We start from the raw sequence: 26,783 nt of genomic DNA, 5'->3' as shown, positions 1-26,783 counted from the left end.
TAGCAATGGGAGATGGGAGAAAGGCTGCAAAGAGCATCAAAGAGTATTTAGAGAAAAAGGCAAACAACACATAGTTCTCCTTTTATTTTTGCCCTTTGGAAAGCCTTGCTCTTTAAGCTAGAATCTTTGATACAAAATTTTATAACTTCTATTTCTAAAACCATTTTTAGGCAATGAGGAACTCTAGGGTATCTGAGAAATGATGAGGGTCAACCTCCTGAGCCGCTAATGGAGTAAATTCTTCATATTATCACCTAAAAGCCTCATCCTGAAGGGCAAGAAGGTTATTCACACTATTTTTCCGAAACCTAGAATCCTGGGAGAGATGAATGCGCCAAGTTCTTCTTTTTTCTTTCCAACGGCTCGTATCGACTTCACAAGCTCAAAGATGTTTCCCACAAACATGTTGTCTTTAAATGGAATTTTTTCTCCATTTTTTACAAGATATCCAAGCTCTACCGTTAGTGAAAAGTCCCCACTTATTGGGTTTGCAGTATGTTCTCCAAAGACTTTTTTTACAACTATACCTTCAAAAGCCTCTAAATCTTCCTCTTTGCCTTCTACTACTATGTTGCTTGTACCAATATGAGGAGGCGTTCGAAAGTCCCTTACACCATTTCCCGTGCTTTCCATTCCAAGAAGGCGTGCATAAGTTTCGTCTAGAATAAATGACGATAACACTCCATTCTTCACTAAAATAGTTCTTTGACTAGGATTGCCCTCTCCATCAAATGAGTAACTTCCTAATTTCCCCTCAAGAGTACTATCATCGATCAGGGTAAATGCCTCACTCGCGACTTCCTCCCCTACTTCCTTAAACCTACTTCGTTTATAATAGATACTATCTCCCCTTAAATTTGAAAGAAATAATCCTACCAGTGATGCCACTGAGTGAGGCTCTAATACAAGCTCTCCCTCATAAGGTTCAAGTTTTCGGGCCTCATAACTGAGCTTAACTTCTTCCAAAGCCTTTTCAAGGCCAGTTTCAAGCTCTTTTTCGAAGTCTATCATATGTCTAGAGCCTTTGTAATAATCTCCCGTCCCAGTTCGGCGACCTTTCCTAACTATGTAGATGCTAAAGCTCACTGCGGTACCTTCTTCCTCTTCGCTAATACCATTCGAATTGATTATTCCATCCTTAGCAAAGCCAAATGCAAGTCTTCCAGAAAATGTATATTCAGGACCAAATTTATTTCTCAGCTCTTGTTCCTTTTGGGATATCTCTTTTCCCAATTCAAAGGCCTCTTCAAAAGTCAAATTACTGATCCGTTTATCATAAATTCCGCGAACTTTTTTAATGGGCTTTTTGTCTGGAAAGCCATGGAACTTAACCTCGCCCACTTTCGCAAGCTTTATTGTCCTCTTCACAAAATTTTCAAGGGTTTTTTTGTCATGATTTATACCCGTTATGTACGAGAATCCTTGTTTCCCATGGTATCCTATCCTAAGCCCAATTCCAGAGTGATATTTTCTTTGAGCTCTTTCAAGTTTACATTTTTCAATTTTAAAAGAACTCCCTCTTCCAACTTCCCAATAAACCTCCCATTCGATGTTCTCACGATTTAAAATTTTAATGAGTTCATCTACCATCTTCTCACCGTTTTTTGCTAACCGACGTAGAATTAAAGTTTTTTGGTGAGAAAGGTATATATATCTTTAATGAAATTATCTTATATGAAAGAAATGAGGGTTATACCTTTTGTTTTAATTTTCATAATTCTTTCAAGCGGATGTTTACAAGCAACTTCATCTCTTTCGGAATCTACGCCATTTGCTCCAGAATCTTCAGAGACTATGTCCTCCTCCCAAGAGATCTCCGAAGTATCGTGTATCAGGCCAGGGTACGGAGAATTTAATGCAAAGAACATCTTTTTCAATTTAACCGATGAGCATGAGCGTTTAGAAGAAAGCCTAGCGTTTCTCATGCCACCTAACAACACTATCAATGTCAAGGGGCTCTTAGTTGCCAAGAAATACACTGTGAATCAAAAAGAGTGTTATTACGAAGGAAACGTCGAGTTTAAAGCATTTTTAGGAGACTCAAACTTTTCAAACAGCTGGAGCTTTGTTCAAAGCAAACTTAGAAAAGTCGAAAATATAAGTGTCGAGATACTTCCAAAAGAGACCACTATCTCCAAAAACAAAAATGCGACTTTTGAAATAAAAATAAAGACAGAAAATGTGAGAATTGGTGAGATGTATTACATCTACATAGTTGCCCTTGGAGAAAACGGATGGAAGAGCTGGGCAAGAATAGAGGTGAAAATCTGGGGATTAGAGAAGACCTCCCACTAAAGCTCTAGTCAATATATGTGGGCCCCCATCATCGACTGAAACCCATTGTCCTTTCCCGCAATAACCTGGGAAGTTTACTTCGAGATCTTTTCCTATACCCCTTATGTTCTTGAGAATGTCCAGAATCTTTCCTGAAAGAGCGACATCTCTTATATGGTACTTAATCTTGCCATTTTCAATTAGGTATCCTTCTTTAGCTCCAAACATAAATGTTCCATTAGCGATATCCACTTGTCCTCCTTTATCTCCAATTAGATACAGACCATTTTTGACTTCTTCAATCATTTCTTCAAAGTTCCAGTCTCTCGGCTCTATGTATGTGTTACTCATTCTCACTAATGGCTGGTAGTTGTAGCTTTGGGCCCGTCCATGCCCATTTGATTCGGTTCCAAAGAATGCTGCAGTTTCTCTATCTAAAAGGTATTCATTTAAAACTCCATCTTTTATAATCTCAACTTTTCTTGCTTTTATTCCTTCATCATCATAGATATAAGATCCAAACTTTTTCTTAAGCGTTGGGTCATCAACAACGGTTAGTTCATCTACTGCTATATTTTGACCAAGTTTCCCTTCTAAAATGCTCTCTCCATTTTTGATCGCATCACCTTCTGCTGCATGGCCCAAAGCCTCATGGATAAAAACACCTGCAAGTTCGGGATCCATAATTATATCAAACTCCCCAGAGGGCGGTAATTTGGCCTGTAAAAGTGACGTTGCTTTGTTCTTTACAAAAGAGGCCCAATACTCAAGATCTATATTCTCTATACTTTCCCAGCCTGTTGTTCCTCCAAAGACTTTCCAGTAAGTCTGCATATCATCATTTTCTTTCGCAGTAACAGAGAAACTTAATCGAATCTTAGGGACTACAGTTTTGATTTCACTTCCAAGAGAGTTGAAATAAAACTGCTCTTTTATACCATCCCCATAAGTTATTTTCCTATTAGGAATATGATCTCCTTTTAGGAGAGAATCAAGAGTTTTCAAAAGTTCTATTTTTTCCTCCAAGTCTATGTCAAGAAATGATTTTTTCACTTTAATCTCAGCTTCATCTGTGAGAGGGTCACCGAGATAAATCTTTGAGTTCCCTTTAGTTGTTTTTGCAATTTTCATTGCAGCTTCGAGGGCTTTTTCTGCTCTCCTTAAATCATTTGCTGAAGAAAAGCCCCAAGAACCATCAAAAACTCTTACTCCAATACCAATCTCTATATTAGAAGAGATATCCTCAAAGTGGGAGTTTTGCATTTCAATGTGAGTGGCATTTATCTTAGCTATCCTTACTTCATAATATTTGACTTTATACTTCGTAGCAAGCTTTTCAGCTTTTCGGACAAGTGTCTCAATCTCCATAGTCCTTCCCGAAAGAAGAGACTAAGATTTGTTTATATCCTTTTTGGAGATATCTAAAGAAAAAAGAAAAGTTAGTAATCTACTTCTCCTTTCTCCTTTAGTTGTTTGTACATGCGCCATGTAATTATGGGCTTCTTAGCTGCTAAAACATCGTCAACGCGTCTAACAGCAGTGTTGTGGGGTGCGGTTTTTACAATTTCAGGGTTAGTGTAAGCCTCCTCGCTTATCTGCTTAAGGGCTTCAACATAAGCATCAAGATCTTCTTTGCTTACTGTTTCGGTTGGCTCAATCATCAAAGCTTCGTGGACTATTAGTGGGAAGTAAATCGTTGGTGCATGTAGCCCAAAGTCAAGCAAGCGCTTTGCTACGTCCAAAGTCTTTACGCCAGTATCTTTTTTCATTGGTTCAGCGGAAAATACTACTTCGTGTTTTCTCAGCTCTTTGTGCGGTAGTTCATATCCTTTGGTTCCCTTTAGCTTTTGAGTAAGATAGTTGGCATTGAGAACAGCAATTTCAGAGACTTCTTTTAACCCTTCTCTTCCCATCATTTTGAGATAGGTTAGGGCCCTAACTAGGACAGTGAAATTTCCATAGAATTCCTTAACTTTCCCAATACTTTTTGGAAGGTCGTAATTAAGATAGTATTTTTCTCCATCAAATTCGACGAGTGGTACTGGAAGGTACTCTACAAGATGCTCTTTTACTCCAACAGGACCAGCTCCAGGACCTCCTCCTCCGTGAGGTGTTGAAAATGTCTTGTGGAGGTTTATATGGACAACGTCAAATCCCATGTCTCCAGGTCTTATTTTTCCTAATATCCCATTTAAGTTTGCGCCATCATAATAAAGTAAACCTCCAGCTTTGTGAACTATCTTTGCTATTTCGAGGATATCCTCTTCGAATATCCCAAGAGTATTCGGATTTGTAAGCATTATCCCTGCAGTTCTTTCACTAACTGCATTCTCTAGGGCCTCCAAATCTACCATGCCCTGCTCATTGGAAGGAATCTCTATAACTTTAAATCCAGCCATAGCAGCACTTGCAGGGTTTGTACCATGAGCAGAGTCCGGCACGATTATTTCGTTTCTTTGCGTTTCTCCTTTGTCTAGGTGGTAAGCTCTTATTATCATGACCCCAGCAAATTCACCGTTTGCTCCAGCAGCTGGCTGCAAAGTAAAACGATCCATTCCAGTAATTTCCTTTAACCACTGTTCAAGTTCCCACATTATTTGTAGAGCACCTTGAACTGTTCTTTCATCTTGATATGGGTGTATAAGGGTTGCTTTTGGGTGGTTTGCAAACTCTTCATTAATCTTGGGGTTATATTTCATAGTACATGAGCCAAGGGGGTACATGCCACTGTCCACACCATAATTCATTTCGCTAAGTCGGGTATAGTGTCTAACTATCTCTGGTTCACTTAATTCGGGCAATTCTAGTTGATCCCTTTTCAAATACTCTGGAATTTGAATTTTGATATCCTCAATAGGAGCTGGAAGTGTGAAACCGACCCTTCCAGGTTTAGAGAGCTCAAAAATAAGGGGCTCTTCCCATTTTGCTTGTCTAAACATTTTTATCACCTCATAACCGCGCCATGTTTATTATTTCTTTTAGATTTTCGATTAGAATTTCGATCCATTCTTTTCTTGTAGTCTCAGTTACTGCAAACAATGCACTTTCTCCCAACTCCTGGAAGTGAGGTCTTAAGTAGAAGCCCCCGTGAATGTTTCTCTTTAAAAGCTCTTCATGAATTATGTCATAAGGTACCTCGAATCTAACAAGTACATCTTTGAAATTGATGCCATCAAAAGGAATCTCAGCTACTTCACTTATACGCTCTTTAAAGTAAGCTGTATTCTTTAAAATTATCTCGCCAAGTTGTTGTAGGCCTTTTGGTCCAAGTGTCGCCATATGTATCGCTGCTGCAACAGCCACTAAAGCTTCATTTGAACAGATGTTCGAGGTTGCTTTGGCCCTTCTAATGTGTTGTTCCCTGGTTTGTAAGGTCATGACAAATGCTCTCTTTCCTTCTGCGTCCTTTGTCATCCCTATTACTCTTCCAGGCATTTGTCTAATCAATTTCTTGTCATTTCTAACTGCCAGAATACCTGCCCTTGGACCTCCAAAGTTTAAGGCACTGCCTAAAAATGATGCTTCTCCTACGACAATATCCGCTCCTAGGTTTCCTGGTGCTTTAATTACCCCAAGAATAGTTGGATCAACACCAACTACAAATAAAGCCCCAGCATCATGAGCAATTTCCCCAATTTCCTTTACTTGTTCCTCAATCAATCCAAAGAAGTTTGGAATCTCAACGTAAACTCCTGCTGCGCCTTCAACTTTTTCCTTAAGATTCTCTACATCTAATTGTCCTCTCTCATTCCACTTGACGTACTCAATCTCAAGACCCGGTCCTGCAGTGTAGGTGTGAAGAACTTTTTTCCTTTCGGGATGGAGATGTGTTGGAACTATAAATTTCTCCTTTTTCGTAACACGAGCGCTCATCAACGCTGCCTCAGCCATGGCTGTTCCCCAGTCATACATAGAAGCATTAACTATTTCTAGACCAACAAGTTCTCCAACTAAACTCTGGTATTCAAAAAGGGCCTGTAGCATTCCTTGACTTATTTCGGCTTGATACGGAGTATATGAAGTTATGAATTCGCTTCTCTCAATGAGATACTTTACGTGAGCAGGTACGTAGTGGAAATACGCACCAGCACCTAGGAAAGTGGGCATCTCTAAAATAGTCTTGTTCTTGTTGAGTATCTCATTCATCTCAAGAAAGATTTCGTATTCGCTTTTGCCTTCTGGAAGATTGAACTCCTTTACGAATCCCTTAGGCACATCTGAAAAGAGATCCTCGATACTCTTGAACCCGATCTCTTTGAGCATCTCTTCCTTATGGGCTGAGTTTGGGATATAGTGTCTCCCCATTTCTATCACCTTTTTGAAATCATCATCTAAACATTTCGTCGCACTAAAATATATGCTTTATGGAGAGCAAAACTTAAAGGTAGGTAATAGTTGGTTAATGTGAGGAGTCAAACAAGAATAGGGGGAAAGACTAATGATAATTGGCTTTGACTTTGATGGTACAATTGTTGACAGTTATTCAGTTATAAATGAAGCCTTCAGAAGGGCCCTAGAGAAACATTTTCCTTGGCTTCCATTCAAAGGCTTTTGGGCTACTATACTTACCAAATTAGAACTTTACTTTGAAAGGCCTAAGTTCGGAAAACATTCTGGTAGAATAAAACAACCAATGTTTTTTAAAACTAAATTTGCGCGTACATGGTTTGAGGAGAGGGCTAAGCTTTCAAAACCCATAGATGACTCAAAAGACGTTTTAAAGAAACTTAGAGAAGAAGGACATATAGTTATTTCCTTCTCCGCTGAGGACTTTTTAGATGGAATGAAAGAGTATAGACTAAAAATTGGTGGTTTTTATGAGCTTTTTGACGATATAATAGTCTTTGGAAGAGACATAACCCTTTGTGAAGCGTTTCAGCTTATTAGGGAGAGGTATGGAGATGAGGTATTTATATGGGTAGATGATAAGCCATGGAGATTCATAGGCCGTGGGGATGAGAATACTGAGTATGTATGGTATTATTTCCCTCCTACAGCAAAATATGCAAGTGAAGAGGTTTTAAATCAAATTCCCCATCTCCATGTAATCCAGGATCTCTGGAATATTTTTGACGTAGTAAAACGAGTAAAGCAAAAACGAGGTATTTAATTTTCTCAACTTTTTACTTTCTCTTTTGAAAGCCTCGCCGTTCAGAGTGGGGAGGAAGTCAGATTGAAAATTTAAAAACACATTTGTATAATCTGTTACCATGAAAATAGAACTTCTTCCCCAGAAAGCTATCAAAATTAAAGACAACCTGATAATAGCAGATCTTCACTTAGGTTACGAAGAGAGTTTGGCTCAAGAAGGTATCTATCTTCCAAAAGCTTTTAATCAAATGCTCACTTTGCTTAAAGGTTTAGTATTAAGGGAACGACCCAAAAGGCTTATCATAAATGGCGATCTCAAGCACTCTTTTGTCCCATTTAGACGAGAAAAAATCGAGGTTGAGGCGTTCTTTAGTGAAATTTTGCCTTTAGTAAGAGAGATAATTGTAATACGGGGAAATCATGATGTAGGTATATTTTGGATAAAAAGCTTGGGAATTGAGGTTCTGGACGAGATTGAGATTAGTGAGTGGAAAGTTGTTCATGGTCATAAACTTGTAGAAGGCGACCGATTCATTATAGGACATGAGCATCCGTCAATAAGGTTGCGAGATGAAGTAGGAGCCTTGATAAAGGTACCTATTTTTTTGAAGGGCGAGGACCTAGTAGTCCTTCCTGCATTCTCACCTTGGGCCTATGGAAACGACATTCTCAGGGAAATAGTCTCTCCCTTTCTAAGAGACCTAAATTCCGCACTCTTTGAAGTTCTTGTTCCCTTAGAGACAGAACTGTTAAGTTTTGGAAAGCTGAGTGAACTAGTAGAGGCCCTTCGAAGAATGTGAATAATCACAAAAGTTTAAAATTCTTAATGAAGTTAATTCTTTTGGTGATAACATGGATATTTTTAGCACGATAGTCTTCTTTGCTTATGCTCCTGCTCTTGGATTATTGTGGTATTTCTATCATGAGGATAAATACGAGCCAGAGCCCAAAAGATTCGTAATTGCCACATTCCTCCTGGGAGCAACACTTTCAGTTGGCGTTGCAATGGTTTTAGAGGCCTTCCTAGTAGAAGGTGAGTTTGGATATGCCCTCTTACCGGCAACTGCTTTCTCAATGGCATTAATAGCGGGTATTGTAGAAGAACCAGCGAAAGCTCTGGCCATTAGATTCCCTTTTAAAGCTGGACAAATGGATGGGATTATGGATGGAGTAGTCTATGGTGTAGCAGCCGGCTTGGGTTTTGCAGCAACTGAAAACTTTTTATATGGTATTGGTTTTGGGGTTGGAGCTACTATAGTGAGGGGCTTTTTGACCCCATTTGCTCATGCTACATGGAGCGCAATAATAGGAGTGGGCTATGGATTAAAGGCCGAAGGTAAACTTCAAACACTTTCTAGTTACTTTGCATTAGCAATACTACTTCACTTCCTTTGGGACTATTTTGCGTTTCTTAGTATTACTATTCCCTCATACTATATTTTCACGATCTTGCTGATTTTCATAAATATAGCCTTAGTACGATATTTCATAATATTGGGCCAACGAGAAGATCTTGAAAAAGTATGGTGGTATTGGTTTGTAGGAGGTAAGGAAACATGATAGAAAAGATTGAAAAGGCACTCTTTGAAACGAGGCCTTATATTGAATATTATGAAAAGTTAGAGAAAAAAATTAGAGAACTAAGTTCGATAACTCAGGATGAAGAAAGTTTTATTAATCTGCTGGAGAGAGAGATTCAAAACACAGAGGAACCTTTTAAGACAGACCTCAAGATTTTTTTGCAGAAATTTACGAGTATTTAAAACTAAATTTGTTTTTACCTTTTTCGAAAATTTTTCGATTAGACCTGGCAATCTATAGAATATTTTTTCTAGATGTTGTATACTAATGAACATTATTATTAGTGAAGTTACATTCACGTAACTTTCTCTGGCATCTTGTGCATTTCATGGGTTTCATGATAAAAGTCCTACATAACTGCTTTTTTGGTGGTTCTGCTGAGTTTTATTTCTCTTCAATGGATTTAAACGGTCTGAAAAACTTTATATGTTCAAAAAAGACAAGATGTCTTGCTTTTGTATCTTGAGTATAGGACATGAGCAACATGTACAAAAATGTACAGGGGGTTGAAAAATGGAGAGATATGCTGGACAAGCTCTCGCAAAGAGGGAAGAAAGTTATAGAGAAGTAACACCTGCTGCGATAGTCTTAGGAGTTCTTTGGGGAGCATTCATGGCTGCAAGCTTTACTTATGCTGGTATGATTATGGGTTTTACCTCAGGAGGCTCTGCCATAGCGGCAATAGTAGGTTGGGGAATTCTTAGAGGTATCCTAAAGAAAGGTACGGTAGTAGAGAATAATATTGTCCAGACAGTTGCCTCAGCAGTTAATATCTCAGTATCAGGTGTCATTTTCACAATCCCAGCACTTTACATAATGTCACTCCATCAGGAGATAAATACCCTGTACTTCTTCCTAGCAACTGCAGCTGGAGCCATCTTAGGTATAACATTCATAATCCCACTTAGAAAGCAGATGATCGAAATAGACAGACTTAGGTTCCCAACAGGGACTGCAGTTGCTACTATACTTAAGACTCCTGGAAGTGGAATAGAAAAGGCAAGGCTTTTGTTTTTTGGTATGGTTCTTAGCGCAGTAATTTATCTCATTCAGCAGTTCCCAATCTTTGGGTTGCCACATGTTATACCTGAAGTTGTGGACTTAGGAGCAGCACTTCATCTCCCAGAATGGGTCAACTTAACAATTGCTCTCTCACTCATGGTATTTGGTATGGGTTTAATTACAGGAAGAAATGGTCTAATAGTTCTTGCGGGTGGTGTGCTCTCTTACTACATTATAACTCCAGTAGTCAAGAGCCTTGGGTGGATTCCAGCAGATGTTCAAGGAAGTGCAATAAGTAGTTATGTATATGGCACAATGACAAGACCACTAGGTATTGGTATGCTCCTTGGAGGGTCAATAGCTGGTTTGATACTTTCTCTACCTGTCATTGCAGTAGCTATGAAAAGTCTTGCACAAGCAAGCAAGTTTAAAGACAAGAACGGGCACAACGAAGAACTTCCAATCCATTACTTAATCGGGGGCGCTATATTTGCCTTTGTCTTGCTTCTAGTAACAGCCTACAAGCTCGGAAACCTGGGCCTAGGAAGAAGCCTCCTCACAGCACTCATCGGGGTCGCATGGATCTTCATTGCATCACTCCTCGTAGCAATGTCCACTGGAATGACTGACTGGAGTCCAGTTTCAGGTTTGTCTCTCGTCTCAGTTATGATACTTCTCTACTTAACCAACAAGAACGTCCCACTTACAATCCTGATGGGTGCAACAGTTGGTGTGGCCATTTCAGGAGCCGCAGACATGATGCAAGACCTTAAGACTGGACACATGGTAGGTGCGGTTCCATCAAGACAACAAAAGGTTGAGCTCCTAACTGGCTGGTTAGGCCCAATAATCGCACTAACAGTTGTTGGTCTTATTTGGAATGCCTATGGAATTGGAAACGACAAAGTTCCAGCTCCTCAGGCCATGGCCCTTAAGTCAATGGTAGAAGCAGTACTTGGTGGAAGTGTACCAATAGACAAGTTCATAGCAGGTGGACTACTTGGGTTCCTTCTATCACTTAGCGGAGTTCCCGGACTTGGAGTACTAGTAGGACTCTCAATGTACCTTCCAATGCTCTATATCATTCCGTACGGAATTGGCTGTGTTGTAAACGAGGTTGCAAAGAGAAAGAAGGGTTACGAATTCATCGTTGAGAAAGTCCTTCCATTTGCAGCAGGTTTGATGGTTGGAGAAGCTGCTATGACATTACTATTTGCAGTGCTCACTGTAGCTGGAGTACTACACCCATGAGGTGATAACAATGAAGAAATTTATCGGAAATATAATGCTCACAATTGGACTGGTTGGAGGAGCTATAGCCTCAGCTAGAAATCCACCACTTTGGACAGCACTTGGAGGTAGTTTAGCTATCATGGGAGTTGGAATATTGCTCAGAAGACAAGGAGAGAAAGAAGAGCTCCACCAGAGTGCTGCTCAAGGCAAAGGTGGAAAAGAAGAACTCAAGAGAACACTGGAGAACGCTATTGCAGAGATTGAAAAAATAATGGAAGAAAAAGAGAAGGACTTAGAAAAGGCAAGAGAACACTTAGGAAAAATCCTTGAAACTTTAGAGACCTTTGCAGAGAAGGCCCAACCACTTAGAATTGAAGGCATCAGGTTTTATGGGGAAGTCATGACAAGCTTCAGCAAGGCAGAGAGACACTTAAACAGAGCATGGAGTGCCTATGCTGATGGATATGTAAAGGAAGGAGACACCTATCTCGAGTCTGGATATTCCCAGCTTAAAGAGACTTCAAAACTTTTAAGTTCCAAGCTCTGATTCTTTTTCTTTTGCTTTCTATTACAACAAAAGGAATAAATACCTAGAAGCTCAAAATAATTTTGGTGGACAATGTGAGAAAATTTTTTAGCTTAATATTGGTTTTTCTTATAATAATCAGTCTTTCTGGGTGTATTTCAAAAGAAACCCTTTCCCCCTCTAAAAGTGAAACACCAACGTCAACAACTCAGCCGACCATAAGTGAAAGCTCCACAAGTACATCACCAGAAACAACCACAACTGAAGCCATGATGCCAACTTTAAATAAGGAGGATTTAATTAATGCCATTGAAAGTGTTGAGAAATATCAATTTACTGCTGAGTATTCTACGATACCCAAAAGTGATACCCGAATAAATTCTAAAGGGGGATTTGACTTCACTAAGGAAGAGGCATTTTGGGAAATTACCTCTTTAAGTGGAGATCTAGTAGCTTATTCTAATGAGGTTGTCTGGGGTAATTCCATTTATTATTCCGTCACTGTAGAACAAGACAACAAGATAGTACAACAAGAGAGCACAAGCATGACTATAGAAACATACTTTGAACGGGTTCTTCAAGGCCGTACGGAAATAAAAACTGTTGAAGAATTTAAACAATGGCTTTTCAAAGGTGCCGATCCTACTAGAAACCCTCTGTACTATATCCGTGATCTTCTTAGCAATGCGGATTCCTTTGAAGTGAGTAAAGAGGGTAGCAATTATATAGTGACTTTCGCTTTCACAAAAGAAGAAATGGTTAATCTAGATTCTATAGAGAAACACATAAAAACTGAAGGTACAGGGAAACTATGGCTCGAGGATAATCTGCCAATAAAAGGGGAAATAAAGATAAAACGAACAACAAGCTATACTGGATTGGATAGCACTACTACAACAGAAGCCATTGTAAAGTTTGAAATAAGCTATAGGTATGAAAGACCTGAGTGGGTCAAGAAAATTGTTGAATAGATTTTCTTTTTATCATTTTTAAACCGAAAAGAATAAGTATGTTAATATCGTAATATATTTCGGTGGAGGATTATGAAGAAAGCCTTTGTAGTAGCTTTCATTCTCCTTGTGATAACTAGCTTTTCTGCTTGTGTTCAAAAGGAACCAACACCCCAAGCGCTCATTGAGGAAATTGAAGATGTGGATAAGTACAGCTATTCAATTGAGTATCATCAGAAGACCCAATTTAGTAATGTCACAATATACTCCAAGGGAGGTTTTAACTATGACAGAGAAGAAGCATTTTGGGAGACTAAAGTCATTAGAGAGGATATAACTTATATTAATGAGACAATCCTCGGAGATTTCATGTACTTTTCATACGCCATAGAGAAGAATGGAAATGTAATCCAAAAAGGTGGTGGGAATACCACTATCCAAGAATATTTTGAAAAACTTAAGGATGGACTTTCTCCTCACATTAAAACACCAGAAGACTTAAAGTATGAGCTTCTTAAGGGGGCAGAGTTGCCCAGAAATCCCCTCTACTTTATCAAAAAAGCCCTTAATAATGCAACAAATTTCGAAGTTGCGAAAGGAGATGGTATATATTTAGTTGCATTCAACTTTACTACAGTATATGAGCCATCTCTACCTGAAAACGTCAGCGAAGCTGAAAGAGCATACTATGAAGCTATGAAATATAGAAAAACAAGTAAAGGGTTCATAAGGATTTGGGTCAAGGACAATTTGCCCATAAAAGGTGAAATCAAAGGCATAACTATTTTTGAAATATTCGCTACAAACACTACCTCGACGTCAAAATTCTCAGCAAGTTTTGAAATTACATATGACTATAAACGACCAGAATGGATTAAAAAGGTGATTGAATGAAGCAGTCATTCTTTGTAGCTTTAATTACCCTAATTCTTTTTTCTGGATGTCTTACGTTTGAAAGAGCCCCTTCAATAGAAGAAGTCCTAAGAGCAATGGAAGAAGTAAATGAATACCAATATGAGTTCTATTCTACAAATATCGGGATAATCGAATCGGAAACATTCACTCAAATTATGACGGGAGGCATGAACTTAAAGAGACGTGAAGGGTTTGAAGAAATAATGACCTATAATTTTGATGAAGAATTAATAGAGATCTACAGGACAGCTGTTTTTGATGGAAAATACTACCACCATCAACTTAGAAAAAACAAAGGAGAGATACTCGAGAACATAACTAAAGAGAATCCGCTTGAATCTATTGTTTCTTCGGAAAATATTACTACTTTTATTGAGGGCCACTTTGCATGGCCACTTCACACTTTGTCGTTTTTTCTAAAGAACGGGAGCGTAAAGTTGATTGAAAAAGATGGCAACCTCTACGTTTTCAGAGTTAAATATAGTAAGGAAACGCAGGGTGAATACTATGAGTACATTGGAAATTTAACTGGAATAATATGGGTAAATGACGCTCTTCCAGTTAGAGTTTTCTTGAACATAACAACAATCACAATAAACCTGCACTCAAATATAACAAAAAGAGCAACTTCAGTCGTTAGAGGAAATATAACATACTCCTATTTGACCCCAGAGTGGCTTCTAAGAATAAGAAAGAGATCAAACTGACTCAACATCTCTGGTCGCGACTATTTTTGTTTCTAAGTCTAAAGGGTTTTCTAGGATTACTTGACCAACTCTTACCGGTGCCTTAATCTCAATCTGTGCTAAAACCTTCATAAGTTCAGGTATCTTTTCTTTGGGAATTGGTTTAGTAGTCTTTACACTAACCGTTGGCAATTTGCCATTTTTCACTTTTACTACACTCATCACGATTCTCTTTGGGTTGATTATCTCGTTAATTGCCCAGTCCCTACCTCTCGGACACTTGTAACCTATAACTTCCGTTACTCTGTCATTCTCCACTTCTACTTCTATGAGACAGCCCAAAGGACATACAATGCAAGTAAGGCGGTGTCTCATTGGGGAATCGCCTCCATAGTTATCTTCTTCTCTGCCCTTCTAATTTCTTCAGCTCTAAGTCTAATTCTGAGCATTTCTGCTGGCCTGAGTATAGGAAATCTAAGTTCCTTCTTTATCTCAGGAAAAACTATTTTGACGTTTTCCATTGGAGTTGAAACCCTAGCATATACATAGACATCTCTTTCACCACTCAGATAGTGAGGAGCAAGAAGTCTTATGTTCTGGCCGTTTTCTAGTTTTATCCACCTCTTTGATGGTATTCCTTCATTTTCAATGAATTCTTTTGCTCCAAAAGCAGCTAATTCTCCTTGTTCTGCAACGTAATCCACAAGGTCATTTATTAAGAGAGCATTACCTGCAACAAATATTCCTGGTACTGTAGTTTCTAAGAGTTCGTTTACTATTGGTCCGCCGGTTGAGGGATCTATTTCTACCCCTATTCTTTGAAGAAGCTTTACATTTGGCACCAAACCTGCTGAAATCAGAAGAGTATCTGCGTCAATCCAAAATTCGCTTTTTGGAATCTCTTTAAGGTTTTCATCGACTTTAACGACTTTAATCTTTTCAACTCGTGCCCTGCCCCTGACTTCAACTACCTTATGGCTTAGGTATAATGGAATGTTAAAGTCTCGGAGTATCATTACATTTCTTGCTAATCCTCCAGGATAAGGCATTAGCTCAATAACCGCTTTAACTTTTGCCCCTTCAAGAGCAAATCGACGTGCCATTATCAGACCAACATCCCCAGAGCCTACTATAACGATTTCCTTTCCTGGCATTATCCCATAAATATCCATAAGTGTCTGAGCTTCCCCAGCAGTATAAATACCAGCAACTCTATCCCCCACGATACCTATTTCAAAAGCATGCCTCTCTCTTGCTCCCGCGGCATAGATTACCGTTTTTGTCCATACTTCTTTAATTCCCTTAGGAGAAGAGAAGACGATTTTTTTCTCCAAATCTGAGTAGTTCTCAATATTCAAGACATATGTACTTGTTTGATATCTTACTCCAACATCTTTTATCTTCTCTATAAACCGATGTGCAAATTCCGGGCCAGTGAGCTCTTCCTTAAAGTAATGAATACCAAATCCGGGGTGAATACATTGAGGCAAAATGCCCCCAAGAAACTCATTTTCATCAAGGAGGAGAGTTTCTAAACCAAGCTCTTTTGCTTTGACTGCTGCAGCTAAACCTGCGGGTCCACCACCGATGACAATGACATCATAACTCTCCATCATGAGGCCCTCCTAAGAAGAACTTTAACGTCTCCAACTCCAATCTCACTTCCCTTTCCCTTCAACGTAACTTTCCAGGGTTCTACTTTATATTCTCTTGCCAGTATCTGGACGATTCTAACCTTACAAAAGGTTCCTTGACAGGTACCACTTGTTGCCTTTGTTCTAACCTTGACCGAATCTATGCTTGGAGTTTTAACTCCTATGAACTTCATTCTTTCAATTGCCTCTAAGATGTCCCCTTCACTAACTTTGTTACATTTGCACACTATCTTTCCGTAAGAATTATTAGTAGCTATAAGCCGGTTTGCTTCCTCTCTGGGAGTCATGAAAAAATGAGTTATATCTCTCCTATATGGATTCCAATGAGATTTTTCAGTAAGTGTTATCCCGAGGTCACACTCTATTATCTCTTTAACCTCATAAGCTATTGCTGGTGCACTTGTAAGACCTGGTGAGCGAATCCCTGCTACATTGATAAATCCATAAACCTCTTCTTCTGCTTTGATTATGAAGTCTCCACCACTAGGCTCAGGCCTCAGACCTGCAAAGGTTCTAATAACTTTACTTTTTGGAGGTAAATTTGGCCATATCTTTTTTGCTTTTTCCCAAACCTCGTTTAGACCTTCCATTGTAGTTGCAAGGTTCTCTTTTTCTTCTTTTGGCAAGTCTTGAGCATTTGGGCCTATCATAAGGTGACCACTTATCTCTGTTGTTACTACAACCCCTTTGCTTATTGGAGTGGGTGTGGGAAAGAGTACTCTCCTAGGTCCCGGCACATCCTCGTCAAAGATCCAGTATTCTCCTTTTCTTGGGTGAATCTCGAAATAATCTATACCAACCATCTTAGAAATTTCATCAGCGTAAAGACCAGCAGCGTTTATAACTATATCAGCATCTATAAGACCATTGTTAGTCTCTATCCCCTTAACTTCTCCATTTTCAACTTTTATCCCTTTAACTTCTGTTTCCAAATGTAATTTCACACCATTGCTAACTGCATTCTCCACCATTGCAACAACAGCTGGAATTGGGCCTATTTGGCCCACTATTGGAATCCAAAGACCTCCAAGAGCTTTTGGATTAAGACCCGGTTCTAAAGAAAGTGCTTCCTCCTTGTCTACAATCCGCATTTCTGGAACACCATTTTTAATACCTCTCTCTAAAAGAGTCTCAAGCTCATCAAAGTCATCCTCTGTTAGTGCCACTATCAAAGCTCCGTTCCATATATGAGGAATCTCTAGCTCTTTTACCCATTGGTGCCAAATACGATTTCCTTGTATACATAATTTTGCTCGTAGTGGGAATTTCTTTGGATCATCATCGTATCCTCCATGAATTAAGGCAGTGTTTGCTTTAGTTACACCCCAACCAACATCAGAGTTTTTTTCTATCAAGTGCACTTCAAGATTATCATATCTACTGAGGACACGTGCAATACTAGCTCCACTTATCCCTGCACCAATTATAGCCACTTTGATTCGTTTCATCACCCATCACCGATTGCTTGGTTAAAGCCCTTCAACAACCTTTGCCCATGCTAGTGCCCTTTTTACGGCCTCCTTCCATCCGGCATATAAGCGTTTTCGTTTTTCTTCACTCATTACAGGTTCAAAAGTTCTTTCAATTTTCCATAGGTTTTTTATCTCTTCAAGGCTCTCCCAGTAGTCTACAGCAAGACCCGCAAGATATGCAGCTCCTAGTGAAGTGGTTTCTTGCACAACTGGCCTTATCACGTTCTTGTTTATAATATCCGCCTGGAACTGCATTAAAAAGTCATTTTTTGTTGCACCACCATCAACACGAAGCTCTTTTACTTGGATTAACTTTTCCATCTCCTCTAGTACATCTCTTGTGAGGTATGCTATCGCTTCAAGAGTTGCCCTGGCGATGTGCTCTCTTGTAGTACCACGGGTAATTCCAATTATTAGACCTCTTGCATACTGATCCCAATAAGGGGCCCCCAATCCAACAAACGCAGGAACAAAATAGACGCCTTCATTTGATGACAGTTTTATTGCAAGTTTTTCTGTTTCTGCGGCGTTTCTGATTATCTTTAGCCCATCTCTTAACCACTGTATTGCTGCACCAGTAATGAAGATACTTCCCTCAAGGGCATAGTTAACCTCTCCATCTAGGCCCCATGCTATTGTAGTAAGCAAATTATCGGAATAAAGAATCATCTTTCCAGTGTTGGCTAAAATAAAGTTCCCTGTTCCATAAGTGGCTTTTACCATTCCTTCCTCAAAGCAAGCCTGACCAAACAATGCTGCCTGTTGGTCACCAGCATCTCCACTTACAGGAATCTCATGACCAAATATCTCCTTCTTTGTATACCCATAGATTTCACTTGACTCTTTAACTTCAGGTAAAAGAGAATGCGGGATATCAAATAGCTCTAAGAGTTCATCGTCCCATTCAAGCTTTTTTATGTTAAAAAGCATTGTACGAGAAGCGTTGGAATAATCTGTCACATGTTCACCAGTTAACTTGTAAATCAGAAAACTATCTACTGTTCCGAATTTGATTTCTCCTTTCTCAGCCTTTTCTCTAAGACCAGGTACACTATCGAGAAGCCATTTAAGTTTGCTTGCTGAGAAATAAGCATCTGGAACAAGCCCTGTTTTTTCTTTTATTATGTCACCATATTCATGCTTTATTTCTTCAATCATCTCGGAGGTCCTTCTACACTGCCAAACAATAGCATTATACAGGGGTTTTCCATTTTTATCCCAAACTATTGTAGTCTCTCTCTGATTTGTAATTCCTATGGCAGCTATTTTTTCAGGCCCTATCTTGGCATTTTTCAGTGCAGTTTTTATAGCAGCAACTTGGGCATTCCATATTTCTTCCGGATTATGTTCGACCCATCCGGGCTTTGGAAAATACTGGGGGAACTCATATTGGCCGCTCCCAAGAACATTACTATCCTTGTCAAAAATCATTGCCCTAGCAGAGGTTGTACCCTCGTCAAGAGCCAAGATGAACTTTTCCATAATACCACCAAGAAAGAAAATAGAGGTTAAAAATATTTAAGCTTCACGCTTTTTAACTTTCAATCTCTTTTAAGTAGTTCAACATTCTCTCTGGATCATCAGTTATTACAATATCAAAGAGGCCTTTAAGTCTCTTGAGATTGTCTTTTCTGTAATATATCTCCTCTTCCACAGGCCATAGTGCAATCTTAACTCCCAAACCTCTGAGCCACATTAAAGCTGTCTTAAATCTTTCAAAACCTAGTACAGATATTCCATCTATCGGCACGTTTACAGAATACAAATTAAGTTCCTCTTTGAGTCTTGGGATTAAAGGCATAATCTTTTCGTCTCCCACCAGTAGGCCAAGAGTTATCCTCTCATTCATCTCTCTGGTCAATTTCAGTGCATTTACATTGAAAGAGGAGATCATTGCTCTTTCCTCAGCATTGAACTCATTAATAATTCTTAAAACTTCGCTTACAGCTTCAATATCCTTGACCTCAATATTCACAAGAGCGGTTTTAGGAAGGGTTTCAAGAACATCTTCTAGAGTTGGTATCCTCTGTTTCATTCCCAAATCTGCTTTTTGTAACTCTTCTAGGGTCATCTCTTTTTGTTTCCCGCTCATGTTACTCGTTCTGTTTATAGTTTCATCATGCATTACTATGACTTTTCTGTCCTTAGTTAACCACACATCAAGTTCTACTCCATCTGCCCCTGCTTTAACAGCTTCAACAAAAGCCAAGAGGCTATTTTCTGGATATTTTCCGATTGAACCCCTATGGCCAAGAACCAATACCCTTTTCACGTCCCATCTGGACATATTTATCGCCAAATTGAAAGTAACTCTCTCACCATTAAAACCTTTTTTATAGAGACCAAAATTTCTATGTGCTTATAATTTAAAAGTTAAAAGGTAAAATAGCTTTTACCTTTTCATATGCTTCTCAACGGACTCCCATATTTCTGGATATTTCTCTTTTATGGCTTTTTCAAGCAGTTTACTTGCTTCATTGGATATGCTGAATTCTGGGACGGTCTTTCTGAGATATCGAAGAACTGCAGTAGCTTCTGGTGACCATAATGTTATTCTTGGATTTTTTAGGGCCTCTTGAACGCTTAACATTAATACACCTTCTTGAATCTCTGTTTTTGTTTTCTCTTTAGGTTTTTCCTCAATTGGAAGAGGTTCGGAAATAAGTGCTTCTAATCCCCGTCCGAGAGCCTTTTTCTTCATCTACCATCAACCTCCTCGGCTAGTTTTATATATGCCTTAGCACCTCTGCTATCAGGAGCATAGAGGAATATAGGTTTTCCATATGATGGAGCTTCTGCAAGCCTGACATTTCTGGGAATCATAGTCTTGAAGACCTTTTCTCCAAAAGTTCTTTTTACTTCCTCTCTAACTTCCTTAGAGAGGTTAGTTCTTCTGTCAAACATTGTTATTAGAAAGCCTCTGATTTCAAGAGGGATCCCTAGCCTATCTCTAACTAACCTTATTGCCTTTAACAACAGTGCAATTCCTTCAAGAGCATAATATTCGGCTTGTATGGGGATTATAACCTCATCGCTTGCGACTAAAGAATTCATCGTAAGTACCCCTAATGAAGGAGGTGTATCAATAATTACATAGTCATAACGATCCCTGATTTGCGCAAGTTTATTTCTGAGGATATATTCTCTCCCTATTTGACTACTAAGCTCGATTTCAGCACCACTTAATGCTATGTTGCTTGGAATTAAATGAAGACCTTCTATAGATGTCTCTATAATGGCTTCTTCCATTTCTGCTTCGTCTATTATTACATTATAGATTGTTGGTGTAGCTTCTCTAAGTCCCAAGCCGATAGTAGTAGCCCCTTGTGGGTCCATGTCCACGAGGAGAACTTTTTTCCCTTTCAGTGCTAACGCTGCTGATAAGTTTATTGCAGTGGTACTTTTTCCCACTCCACCCTTCTGATTTGCAATACTTATTACGGGCATAGTAAACCTAAGGCGGTTAGAAGTTATAAATCTTGAGAATTATAAGTTATAACTTAAATCTTATACCTTAATAGGCGAAAGGATAATAACCTTCATCACCGTACGTATTTAATGCATTAATGCACTAAGGAGGTGAGTGCATGAAATGGTTTAGTTATAGACGTATTTTCCTGCTGGGCTTTGGATTTTTTGGAATAAGTATTATATGGTCCTTGTATAATGCGTATATCCCGATTTTCTTGCAAGACACATTTCAGATGAGCAAAACTATTACAGGCTTTATTATGACCATCGATAATCTATTTGCGGTTTTATTACTTCCGTTCCTAGGAGCATTAAGTGACAAGACAAGAACTAAAATTGGGCGACGAAAGCCGTATATTCTCATTGGAGCTCCTTCAGCAGCTTTAATGTTCGCATTGATCCCACTCGCAAGAAGATATGAGAATATTGCCCTTTTTATGGGAGTTATAGTTCTTATGAATTTCTTTATGGCTCTTTTCCGATCTCCTGTTGTAGCATTTATGCCCGATATAACTCCAAGCGAAAAAAGAAGCCAAGCGAATGGCATAATTAATTTTATGGGTGGAGTTGGAGCATTACTGGCATATTTTGGAGGAAAGGTACTTTATGATATGAACTATGCATATCCCTTCATAGTAGGAGCAGCCATAATGCTTCTTGCAAATCTCCTTGTGATTCTCTTTGTACCAGAACCAGAAGAATTCCGAGTACCCGGCGAGAAGATTGTTATTAGGAAATTAATTAAAGAAACCTCAAAAAAGAGCTTTAGAGAATTAAAAGAAAACCTAAAGGATGTTTTTATTAGTCAAGAAAGGAGCCTGCTTTTCATACTTACTTCAATATTCCTCTGGTTTATTGCATTTAATTCAGTGGAGACATTTTTCACAAGCTATGCCAAATACCACCTCGGTATTGCGGAAAGTACTGGAGCATTCCTAATGGGTGTTGTCTCTCTAAGTTTTATGATCTTTGCAATTCCAGCAGGATTTGTCGGTGGACGTATTGGACGGAAGAAGACCATCACAGGTGGTCTTATACTTGTAACACTTGTTATGTTAACAGCGTACTATCTTGGAGAAACCTCAAAACCATCTAGTAGTGCTCTTACCGATCCAATAGTCCTTCGATTTATGCTCCTCTTCTTCTTTGGAGGCGTTGGCTGGGCCTTAATAAATGTCAATTCATTACCAATGGTCGTAGACATGACAACAGAAGAGAAACTTGGAGGATACACTGGACTTTATTATTTCTTCAGCCAGGCTGCAAATCTTGTGGCTCCCCCTCTAGCTGGTGCGTTCCTAGATGTTATCGGATACAACACTTTACTTCCATTTGCCGCTGTGTTCTTTATATTAGCTGCAGTAACGGTACAATTTGTCAAAAGAGGGGACATAAAAGGAAAAACTGAGGATGTCTATGAATTAATCCCAGATATGGACTGATGTTTCTTTTTCTCATTTTGAAATTAAGACATAAATTGGACGGTGGTCTGAGACTTCAACATCTAGGAACCATCCATAGTCTTTAACCTTCAGAGTACTTCCTCTCCTTATGAGGATATAATCAATGTTTTCTATATCCACATTGCCCCAATTGAAAGTGTAGGGCGGCCTTTCAGCAAAGGAATCATAATACTCCCTGAGAAGTATTTTTATTGCTTCTTCTTCAGGTTCTGCATTTGTATCACCTAAAATCATGTCAGCCATCGGCTCTTTCAGTGCAACTTCCAAAAGTTCTTCTGCTTGTAAGGCCCGTTCCTCCGGAGAGAGGCCCATATGAACATTTACCAAAGTTAAATTAACACTCTTTATTCTAACTTTTTGCGCTGGTCTAGCTTGACCAATACTCTTAAGGTTTCTTTCTTCTATAATCTCCAGTGGCCATCTGGAAAATGTTGCCACGCCATATGTTCCCTCGACAGCAGGTGTATACTCGTAGTAATAGCCGAAATACGCCGATAAAAGGAGTGGAACATCTTGATATCCATCTCCTATCATCCCTCCAACAACTTCTTGAGCCGCTATTATATCAGAATTATAGGTTTTTAGAAGTTTTACCAGTTCATTTCCGTTAAAAGACCCTTTATATGGGGCGAATCCTTGATGGAGATTGTAACTCCATACTATGATCTCGGTTTTTTTCTCTGCAGTTATCGGCGATGGATGAAATGTAGCAAGTACAAGGAGAGAGACAACCACAAGTCCCACTATGGGGACTGCTACTTCTTTTATATTTGGTCTTTTGATAGACATTGATTTTGAAGAAAAAGCATAAACAATTGCGCTGAATGTTATTAAGGCTTCAAGATGATCTTCCATAAATGGAATTCCAATATCTCTGCCAACATATGCTCCTATAGCAAGCACAGAGACCACTACAAAATATAAAGCCCCCAAAACTCCAAAACGACTTTTCTTTGCCCCTTCTAGCAGAGCCAGTGCAGAGGCAAGTGCTATTGGCATCCCAATAATGCCAAAAGGTTGTACAAAGAGTGTAAGAGCACCACCTATCAACAAAAATGGTGTAAATTTTTTTCCTGTTAGATATGGAGAAACAAGTATGGCAAGAGCCACTACAAAAGAATAAGCTACAAATTGAGTTAAGTAATAGGTTTCAATCCCAGAATAACGCATTATTGCATTTGGATATATAAGACCAAGATTAATCAACACGGCGAATCCATAAAGTTCAAATCCAGGGCTTTTTAATTGTCCTTGTTCTTTCCAGAGTACACATGCCAAAGCCAGAATAAATATCACAAGCAAAACCCGGGTATGAATAAAATCAATAGGCTCTCCCCCCACTGCTAAGATTCTAAGTGCTAAATCTCCTACAAGACCAATGAGCACATACTTAATTTCTGCTTCTTTTAATACAGCCAGTGCTACAGGGAGAACAAAAGCTGCAATTAGATGTGTGTATTCTGTCGCATCAGTTATAAGAGAAGCCAGTGCATAAATGCCGACTATAATTGCTCCTGTTTTCCTTCGTATTTTTCCAACAATGAATGAGGAAAGTAAAAACAGTATTATTCCAAGGCCTGAAGGAAACATAACTCCGTAGAAGAATGTTTTCTCCAGACTTGCATAAGCTCCTGAGACAAAGATCCTCATGGAAGATGCCAACAAAATTCCCACACTAATTCCCAAGACTCTTTTTTCCCACTCAGATAGTTTCATATAATATCACCAGAATATAAGATATGTTTCGAAAGATTTAAGCTTTTCTCAAATATTTACTTGGGATTTTTGGCTTTTTCTTTCCCAATTACGCTGTTTAGAGTACTGTAGATGTTCTCACCCCCAGTGAAAATAACCTTTAAGTATTTCATTTTGATAAAATATCTCGGTGAAGAAAATGAAAGTTAAAGTTGGGATTAACGGGTATGGCACTATAGGGAAGAGAGTTGCCTATGCAGTCACAAAACAGGATGATATGGAGCTCATTGGAGTAACGAAGACAAAACCAGATTTTGAGGCATATAGGGCCAAAGAGCTTGGTATTCCCGTCTATGCAGCATCAAACGATTTCTTACCAAGATTTGAGAAAGCTAATTTTGAAGTAGCTGGAACTATCGAAGACCTTCTAAACGACGTAGATATAATAATTGACGCAACTCCAGGAGGAATGGGCGAAAAGAACAAAACCCTTTATGAAAACGCTGGTGTTAAGGCCATATTCCAAGGTGGAGAGAAGGCGAACATTGTAGAGGCCTCTTTTGTGGCACAAGCAAATTACGAAAATGCCCTTGGGAAGAATTACGTTAGAGTTGTCTCATGCAATACCACCGGACTAACAAGAACCCTGAATGCAATAAAAGAATACATTGAGTATGTTTATGCAGTGATGATTAGGAGAGCTGCAGATCCAAATGATATTAAGAGGGGGCCTATTAATGCGATAAAGCCAAGTGTTGAAGTGCCTTCACATCATGGCCCAGACGTGCAAACAGTGATTCCAATAAACATTGAAACCACAGCATTTGTTGTCCCAACAACAATAATGCATGTACACAGTGTGATGGTAGAACTCAAAAAGCCCCTTACAAAAGAAGATGTAATTGATATTTTTGAAAACACCACAAGAGTTCTGCTTTTTGAGAAGAAAAAAGGCTTTGACAGCACGGCTCAGTTGATAGAATTTGCAAGGGATCTTCACAGAGAATGGAACAACCTCTATGAGATTGCAGTATGGAAGGAAAGCATCAACATCAAGGGTAACAGGCTATTCTACATTCAGGCGGTTCATCAAGAGAGTGACGTGGTTCCAGAAAATATCGATGCAATAAGAGCAATGTTTGAGATGGCCGATAAGTGGGAGAGTATCAAAAAGACTAACAAAAGTCTTGGTATTTTGAAGTAGAAACCCTTTTATATTTCCTTTTTGATCTTTTTTGGTGGATGTTGTGAAGTGTAGGGCATTTAAAGTAGATGCTTTTACCAATCAAGCATTTAAAGGAAATCCTGCCGCAGTTGTTCTTGATTGTCCTGAACTGGATGCAGAAACTATGTTGGCCATTGCCGGTGAGCTTAATCTTTCAGAGACTGCTTTTGTCTGGCCTGAGAAAAAGGGATTCCGAGTGCGATTCTTCACACCTGGAGACGAAATTCCTCTTTGTGGACATGCAACTATTGCAACGTTTTATCTGCTCTGGCGTTTAGGCATGGCTAAAGAAGGTATAAACAAAATGATTTCTAAAGTCGGAGAGCTTGACGTCCTTATTAAAGATAGAAAGGTATGGCTCAAGCAGCTACCACCAAAAATTATTGGCGAACTTAATATAGAAGAGCTAAAGAGTATTCTCGGTGTTAAAGAACTTGTAGGGCCTGCCTTGGCTATGACAACAGGAACACCAGAAGGTGTTGTTGGCATTCGGACGTTTAAGGAGCTTATGAACATCAAACCAAACATGGAGGCATTAGCAGAGTTTTCCAAAGAAAACGGAATAATTGGAGTTTACGTTTACACACTCGACTCGAAATTCGATGCAGCTGGAAGGTTTTTTGCTCCTGCGGTTGGTGTTCCTGAAGATCCCGTAACAGGAACGGCTAGTGGAATTCTCGCAGGTTACCTTAGACTCACGGACAAGCTAACGAAAGATAGCTACATCTTTGAGCAGGGGCATGCCCTAAAGAGAGAGGGAAAAGCATATGTAGAGTTTGAAGGAAATCACCCCTGGGTCGGAGGGGAAGCTAGGGTAATCCTTGAAGGACAGCTTGAATTCTAAAACCTTTTTAACCTTCTTACCTAATCTTTCATCATGGAAATTGAGGAGTATCTCATTGTCGTTGGATTGCTTTTGATACTTAGCTTCTTTATTTACCCGAGTGAAACCCTATCTAAGACTTTCTGCGAAGGAAACTTTGGAAACCTTGGAAGTTATGAAATAAGCATTCAAGAAGGGTTTCTAAAAGTTTATCATAAAGGCGAGGAGGTATTCACTGTAAAAGAGGAACAAATATTTGTTAAAAAAGCGAACATAAAATACTCATATTCCGAGGGGTGTTATATGGTCATGATAAGAGAAAAACCTGAAAAAGCGCTGTATCTCTTTGTTGGAGGTGTAATTTTAATTGGGGTTGCGTTTTACTACATAGCGTTTCTACGTTATCGATAAATTTCGAGTTTCTTTTTAACTTCCTCTATACTCACCCCTCTTATCAGAAGATCTTTTTCTCGTGAGGTTTCTCCTTTGATGAGGCTTACCTCAGCTCCAAGGAGCTTGGAGAAAAACTTTACAATTTCTTTGTTCGCTTTTCCTTCAACAGGAGGAGCTTTTACTTTAACTTTTAATCTCTTGCGCCACTCATCTACCCCATCTATCTCAGTTCTTTTTGCCTTTGGTTGCACATAGATTTGGAGTATTACTCCTTCTTTGCTCTCTTTTATCATCCAACCACCATAAGGTATTTTAGGTATGGTGCCTA

27 protein-coding genes are annotated in these 26,783 nt (G+C 39.1%); 14 read left to right on the top strand and 13 right to left on the bottom strand.

The genetic code is table 11. From position 1 onward, the window contains the following. Positions 1-288: 288 nt before the first annotated feature. Positions 289-1,590, bottom strand: coding sequence for a TldD/PmbA family protein (locus EP1X_RS04385; protein WP_055282066.1), 1,302 nt, complete (start codon positions 1,588-1,590; stop codon positions 289-291). Positions 1,591-1,674: 84 nt separating this feature from the next. Here EP1X_RS04385 and EP1X_RS04380 point away from each other — a divergent pair, with 84 nt between their 5' ends. Then, on the top strand, positions 1,675-2,295 hold the full coding sequence (locus EP1X_RS04380; RefSeq protein WP_055282064.1) for a hypothetical protein: 621 nt from the start codon (positions 1,675-1,677) through the stop codon (positions 2,293-2,295). Here the strand turns inward: EP1X_RS04380 and EP1X_RS04375 are convergent. From EP1X_RS04375 to gcvPA, 3 genes are all read right to left on the bottom strand, one after another. Continuing rightward, positions 2,275-3,642 carry a TldD/PmbA family protein gene (locus EP1X_RS04375; protein ID WP_055282062.1) on the bottom strand — a complete coding sequence of 456 codons (1,368 nt, stop codon included), beginning with the start codon at positions 3,640-3,642 and terminating at the stop codon, positions 2,275-2,277. The genes EP1X_RS04380 and EP1X_RS04375 overlap by 21 nt on opposite strands. A 71-nt stretch (positions 3,643-3,713) precedes the next feature. Further along, positions 3,714-5,213 carry an aminomethyl-transferring glycine dehydrogenase subunit GcvPB gene (gcvPB, locus tag EP1X_RS04370; RefSeq protein ID WP_055282060.1) on the bottom strand — a complete coding sequence of 500 codons (1,500 nt, stop codon included), beginning with the start codon at positions 5,211-5,213 and terminating at the stop codon, positions 3,714-3,716. Between the two features lie 10 nt (positions 5,214-5,223). Next, the gene (gene gcvPA / locus EP1X_RS04365; RefSeq protein ID WP_055282058.1) at positions 5,224-6,579 is read right to left on the bottom strand and encodes an aminomethyl-transferring glycine dehydrogenase subunit GcvPA; all 1,356 of its coding nucleotides are present in this window, start codon (positions 6,577-6,579) and stop codon (positions 5,224-5,226) included. A gap of 133 nt (positions 6,580-6,712) precedes the next feature. Between gcvPA and EP1X_RS04360 the strand changes: the two genes are divergently transcribed. The 9 genes from EP1X_RS04360 to EP1X_RS04320 all read left to right on the top strand — a co-directional run bounded on the left by EP1X_RS04360 (position 6,713) and on the right by EP1X_RS04320 (position 14,279). Further along, positions 6,713-7,384 (top strand): HAD family hydrolase, encoded by a 672-nt coding sequence (locus EP1X_RS04360; protein WP_055282057.1) that lies wholly within the window; start codon positions 6,713-6,715, stop codon positions 7,382-7,384. 100 nt (positions 7,385-7,484) lie between these two features. Then, the gene (locus tag EP1X_RS04355) at positions 7,485-8,165 is read left to right on the top strand and encodes a metallophosphoesterase (protein WP_055282055.1); all 681 of its coding nucleotides are present in this window, start codon (positions 7,485-7,487) and stop codon (positions 8,163-8,165) included. 52 nt (positions 8,166-8,217) lie between these two features. Beyond that, positions 8,218-8,925: a PrsW family intramembrane metalloprotease gene (locus EP1X_RS04350; RefSeq protein WP_055282053.1), complete on the top strand. Its 708-nt coding sequence runs from the start codon at positions 8,218-8,220 to the stop codon at positions 8,923-8,925. Further along, entirely contained in the window at positions 8,922-9,128 is a 207-nt protein-coding gene (locus tag EP1X_RS04345) for a hypothetical protein (protein WP_055282051.1), read from the top strand. The genes EP1X_RS04350 and EP1X_RS04345 overlap by 4 nt, the downstream gene beginning before the upstream one ends. A 331-nt stretch (positions 9,129-9,459) precedes the next feature. Next, complete coding sequence (locus tag EP1X_RS04340) at positions 9,460-11,199, top strand: OPT family oligopeptide transporter (RefSeq protein ID WP_055282049.1); 1,740 nt, start codon at positions 9,460-9,462, stop codon at positions 11,197-11,199. Positions 11,200-11,209: 10 nt separating this feature from the next. After that, entirely contained in the window at positions 11,210-11,728 is a 519-nt protein-coding gene (locus EP1X_RS04335) for a hypothetical protein (RefSeq protein WP_055282047.1), read from the top strand. Between the two features lie 74 nt (positions 11,729-11,802). Next, the gene (locus tag EP1X_RS04330) at positions 11,803-12,678 is read left to right on the top strand and encodes a lipoprotein (RefSeq protein ID WP_055282045.1); all 876 of its coding nucleotides are present in this window, start codon (positions 11,803-11,805) and stop codon (positions 12,676-12,678) included. Positions 12,679-12,750: 72 nt separating this feature from the next. Continuing rightward, positions 12,751-13,551: a hypothetical protein gene (locus tag EP1X_RS04325; RefSeq protein ID WP_055282044.1), complete on the top strand. Its 801-nt coding sequence runs from the start codon at positions 12,751-12,753 to the stop codon at positions 13,549-13,551. Beyond that, positions 13,548-14,279: a hypothetical protein gene (locus EP1X_RS04320; RefSeq protein WP_055282042.1), complete on the top strand. Its 732-nt coding sequence runs from the start codon at positions 13,548-13,550 to the stop codon at positions 14,277-14,279. The genes EP1X_RS04325 and EP1X_RS04320 overlap by 4 nt, the downstream gene beginning before the upstream one ends. On the opposite strand, the gene EP1X_RS04315 is transcribed toward EP1X_RS04320, so the two are convergent. The 7 genes from EP1X_RS04315 to EP1X_RS04285 all read right to left on the bottom strand — a co-directional run bounded on the left by EP1X_RS04315 (position 14,271) and on the right by EP1X_RS04285 (position 20,832). Continuing rightward, positions 14,271-14,633, bottom strand: coding sequence for a DUF1667 domain-containing protein (locus EP1X_RS04315; RefSeq protein WP_055282040.1), 363 nt, complete (start codon positions 14,631-14,633; stop codon positions 14,271-14,273). The two genes, EP1X_RS04320 and EP1X_RS04315, sit on opposite strands and share 9 nt — an antisense overlap. Next, positions 14,630-15,874 carry an NAD(P)/FAD-dependent oxidoreductase gene (locus EP1X_RS04310; RefSeq protein WP_055282038.1) on the bottom strand — a complete coding sequence of 415 codons (1,245 nt, stop codon included), beginning with the start codon at positions 15,872-15,874 and terminating at the stop codon, positions 14,630-14,632. Before EP1X_RS04310 ends, EP1X_RS04315 begins: the two co-directional genes overlap by 4 nt. Further along, positions 15,871-17,361 carry an NAD(P)/FAD-dependent oxidoreductase gene (locus tag EP1X_RS04305; RefSeq protein ID WP_055282036.1) on the bottom strand — a complete coding sequence of 497 codons (1,491 nt, stop codon included), beginning with the start codon at positions 17,359-17,361 and terminating at the stop codon, positions 15,871-15,873. The genes EP1X_RS04310 and EP1X_RS04305 overlap by 4 nt, the downstream gene beginning before the upstream one ends. 21 nt (positions 17,362-17,382) lie before the next feature. Continuing rightward, the gene (glpK, locus tag EP1X_RS04300) at positions 17,383-18,867 is read right to left on the bottom strand and encodes a glycerol kinase GlpK (RefSeq protein ID WP_055282035.1); all 1,485 of its coding nucleotides are present in this window, start codon (positions 18,865-18,867) and stop codon (positions 17,383-17,385) included. Between the two features lie 52 nt (positions 18,868-18,919). Beyond that, complete coding sequence (locus EP1X_RS04295; RefSeq protein WP_371180423.1) at positions 18,920-19,684, bottom strand: glycerophosphodiester phosphodiesterase family protein; 765 nt, start codon at positions 19,682-19,684, stop codon at positions 18,920-18,922. 93 nt (positions 19,685-19,777) lie between these two features. Then, positions 19,778-20,086 (bottom strand): hypothetical protein, encoded by a 309-nt coding sequence (locus EP1X_RS04290; RefSeq protein WP_055282031.1) that lies wholly within the window; start codon positions 20,084-20,086, stop codon positions 19,778-19,780. After that, positions 20,083-20,832 (bottom strand): ParA family protein, encoded by a 750-nt coding sequence (locus EP1X_RS04285; protein WP_055282029.1) that lies wholly within the window; start codon positions 20,830-20,832, stop codon positions 20,083-20,085. Before EP1X_RS04285 ends, EP1X_RS04290 begins: the two co-directional genes overlap by 4 nt. A gap of 140 nt (positions 20,833-20,972) precedes the next feature. On the opposite strand from EP1X_RS04285, the gene EP1X_RS04280 reads away from it, so the two are divergent. Next, complete coding sequence (locus EP1X_RS04280) at positions 20,973-22,298, top strand: SLC45 family MFS transporter (protein WP_055282027.1); 1,326 nt, start codon at positions 20,973-20,975, stop codon at positions 22,296-22,298. Positions 22,299-22,310: 12 nt separating this feature from the next. Here EP1X_RS04280 and EP1X_RS04275 read toward each other — a convergent pair whose 3' ends face one another. Further along, positions 22,311-24,035, bottom strand: coding sequence for an endonuclease/exonuclease/phosphatase family protein (locus EP1X_RS04275; protein WP_055282026.1), 1,725 nt, complete (start codon positions 24,033-24,035; stop codon positions 22,311-22,313). A gap of 178 nt (positions 24,036-24,213) precedes the next feature. Between EP1X_RS04275 and EP1X_RS04270 the strand changes: the two genes are divergently transcribed. Genes EP1X_RS04270 through EP1X_RS04260 form a run of 3 tightly spaced genes read left to right on the top strand, consistent with a single transcriptional unit; the run spans position 24,214 to position 26,473 of the window. Further along, positions 24,214-25,218 carry a phosphorylating glyceraldehyde-3-phosphate dehydrogenase gene (locus EP1X_RS04270; RefSeq protein ID WP_055282024.1) on the top strand — a complete coding sequence of 335 codons (1,005 nt, stop codon included), beginning with the start codon at positions 24,214-24,216 and terminating at the stop codon, positions 25,216-25,218. Between the two features lie 34 nt (positions 25,219-25,252). Beyond that, positions 25,253-26,083, top strand: a complete 831-nt coding sequence (locus tag EP1X_RS04265) for a PhzF family phenazine biosynthesis protein (protein WP_172672595.1) — start codon at positions 25,253-25,255, stop codon at positions 26,081-26,083. A gap of 33 nt (positions 26,084-26,116) precedes the next feature. After that, positions 26,117-26,473, top strand: coding sequence for a hypothetical protein (locus EP1X_RS04260; protein ID WP_055282020.1), 357 nt, complete (start codon positions 26,117-26,119; stop codon positions 26,471-26,473). On the opposite strand, the gene EP1X_RS04255 is transcribed toward EP1X_RS04260, so the two are convergent. After that, positions 26,464-26,748, bottom strand: coding sequence for a DUF167 domain-containing protein (locus tag EP1X_RS04255; RefSeq protein ID WP_055282019.1), 285 nt, complete (start codon positions 26,746-26,748; stop codon positions 26,464-26,466). The two genes, EP1X_RS04260 and EP1X_RS04255, sit on opposite strands and share 10 nt — an antisense overlap. Positions 26,749-26,783 lie beyond the last annotated feature (35 nt).

It is taken from the genome of Thermococcus sp. EP1, assembly GCF_001317345.1.
In the GTDB taxonomy this organism is placed as follows: domain Archaea; phylum Methanobacteriota_B; class Thermococci; order Thermococcales; family Thermococcaceae; genus Thermococcus_A.
The sequence above is the reverse complement of the archived record's forward strand: the minus strand, read 5'-3'. Positions and strand labels throughout refer to the sequence as shown.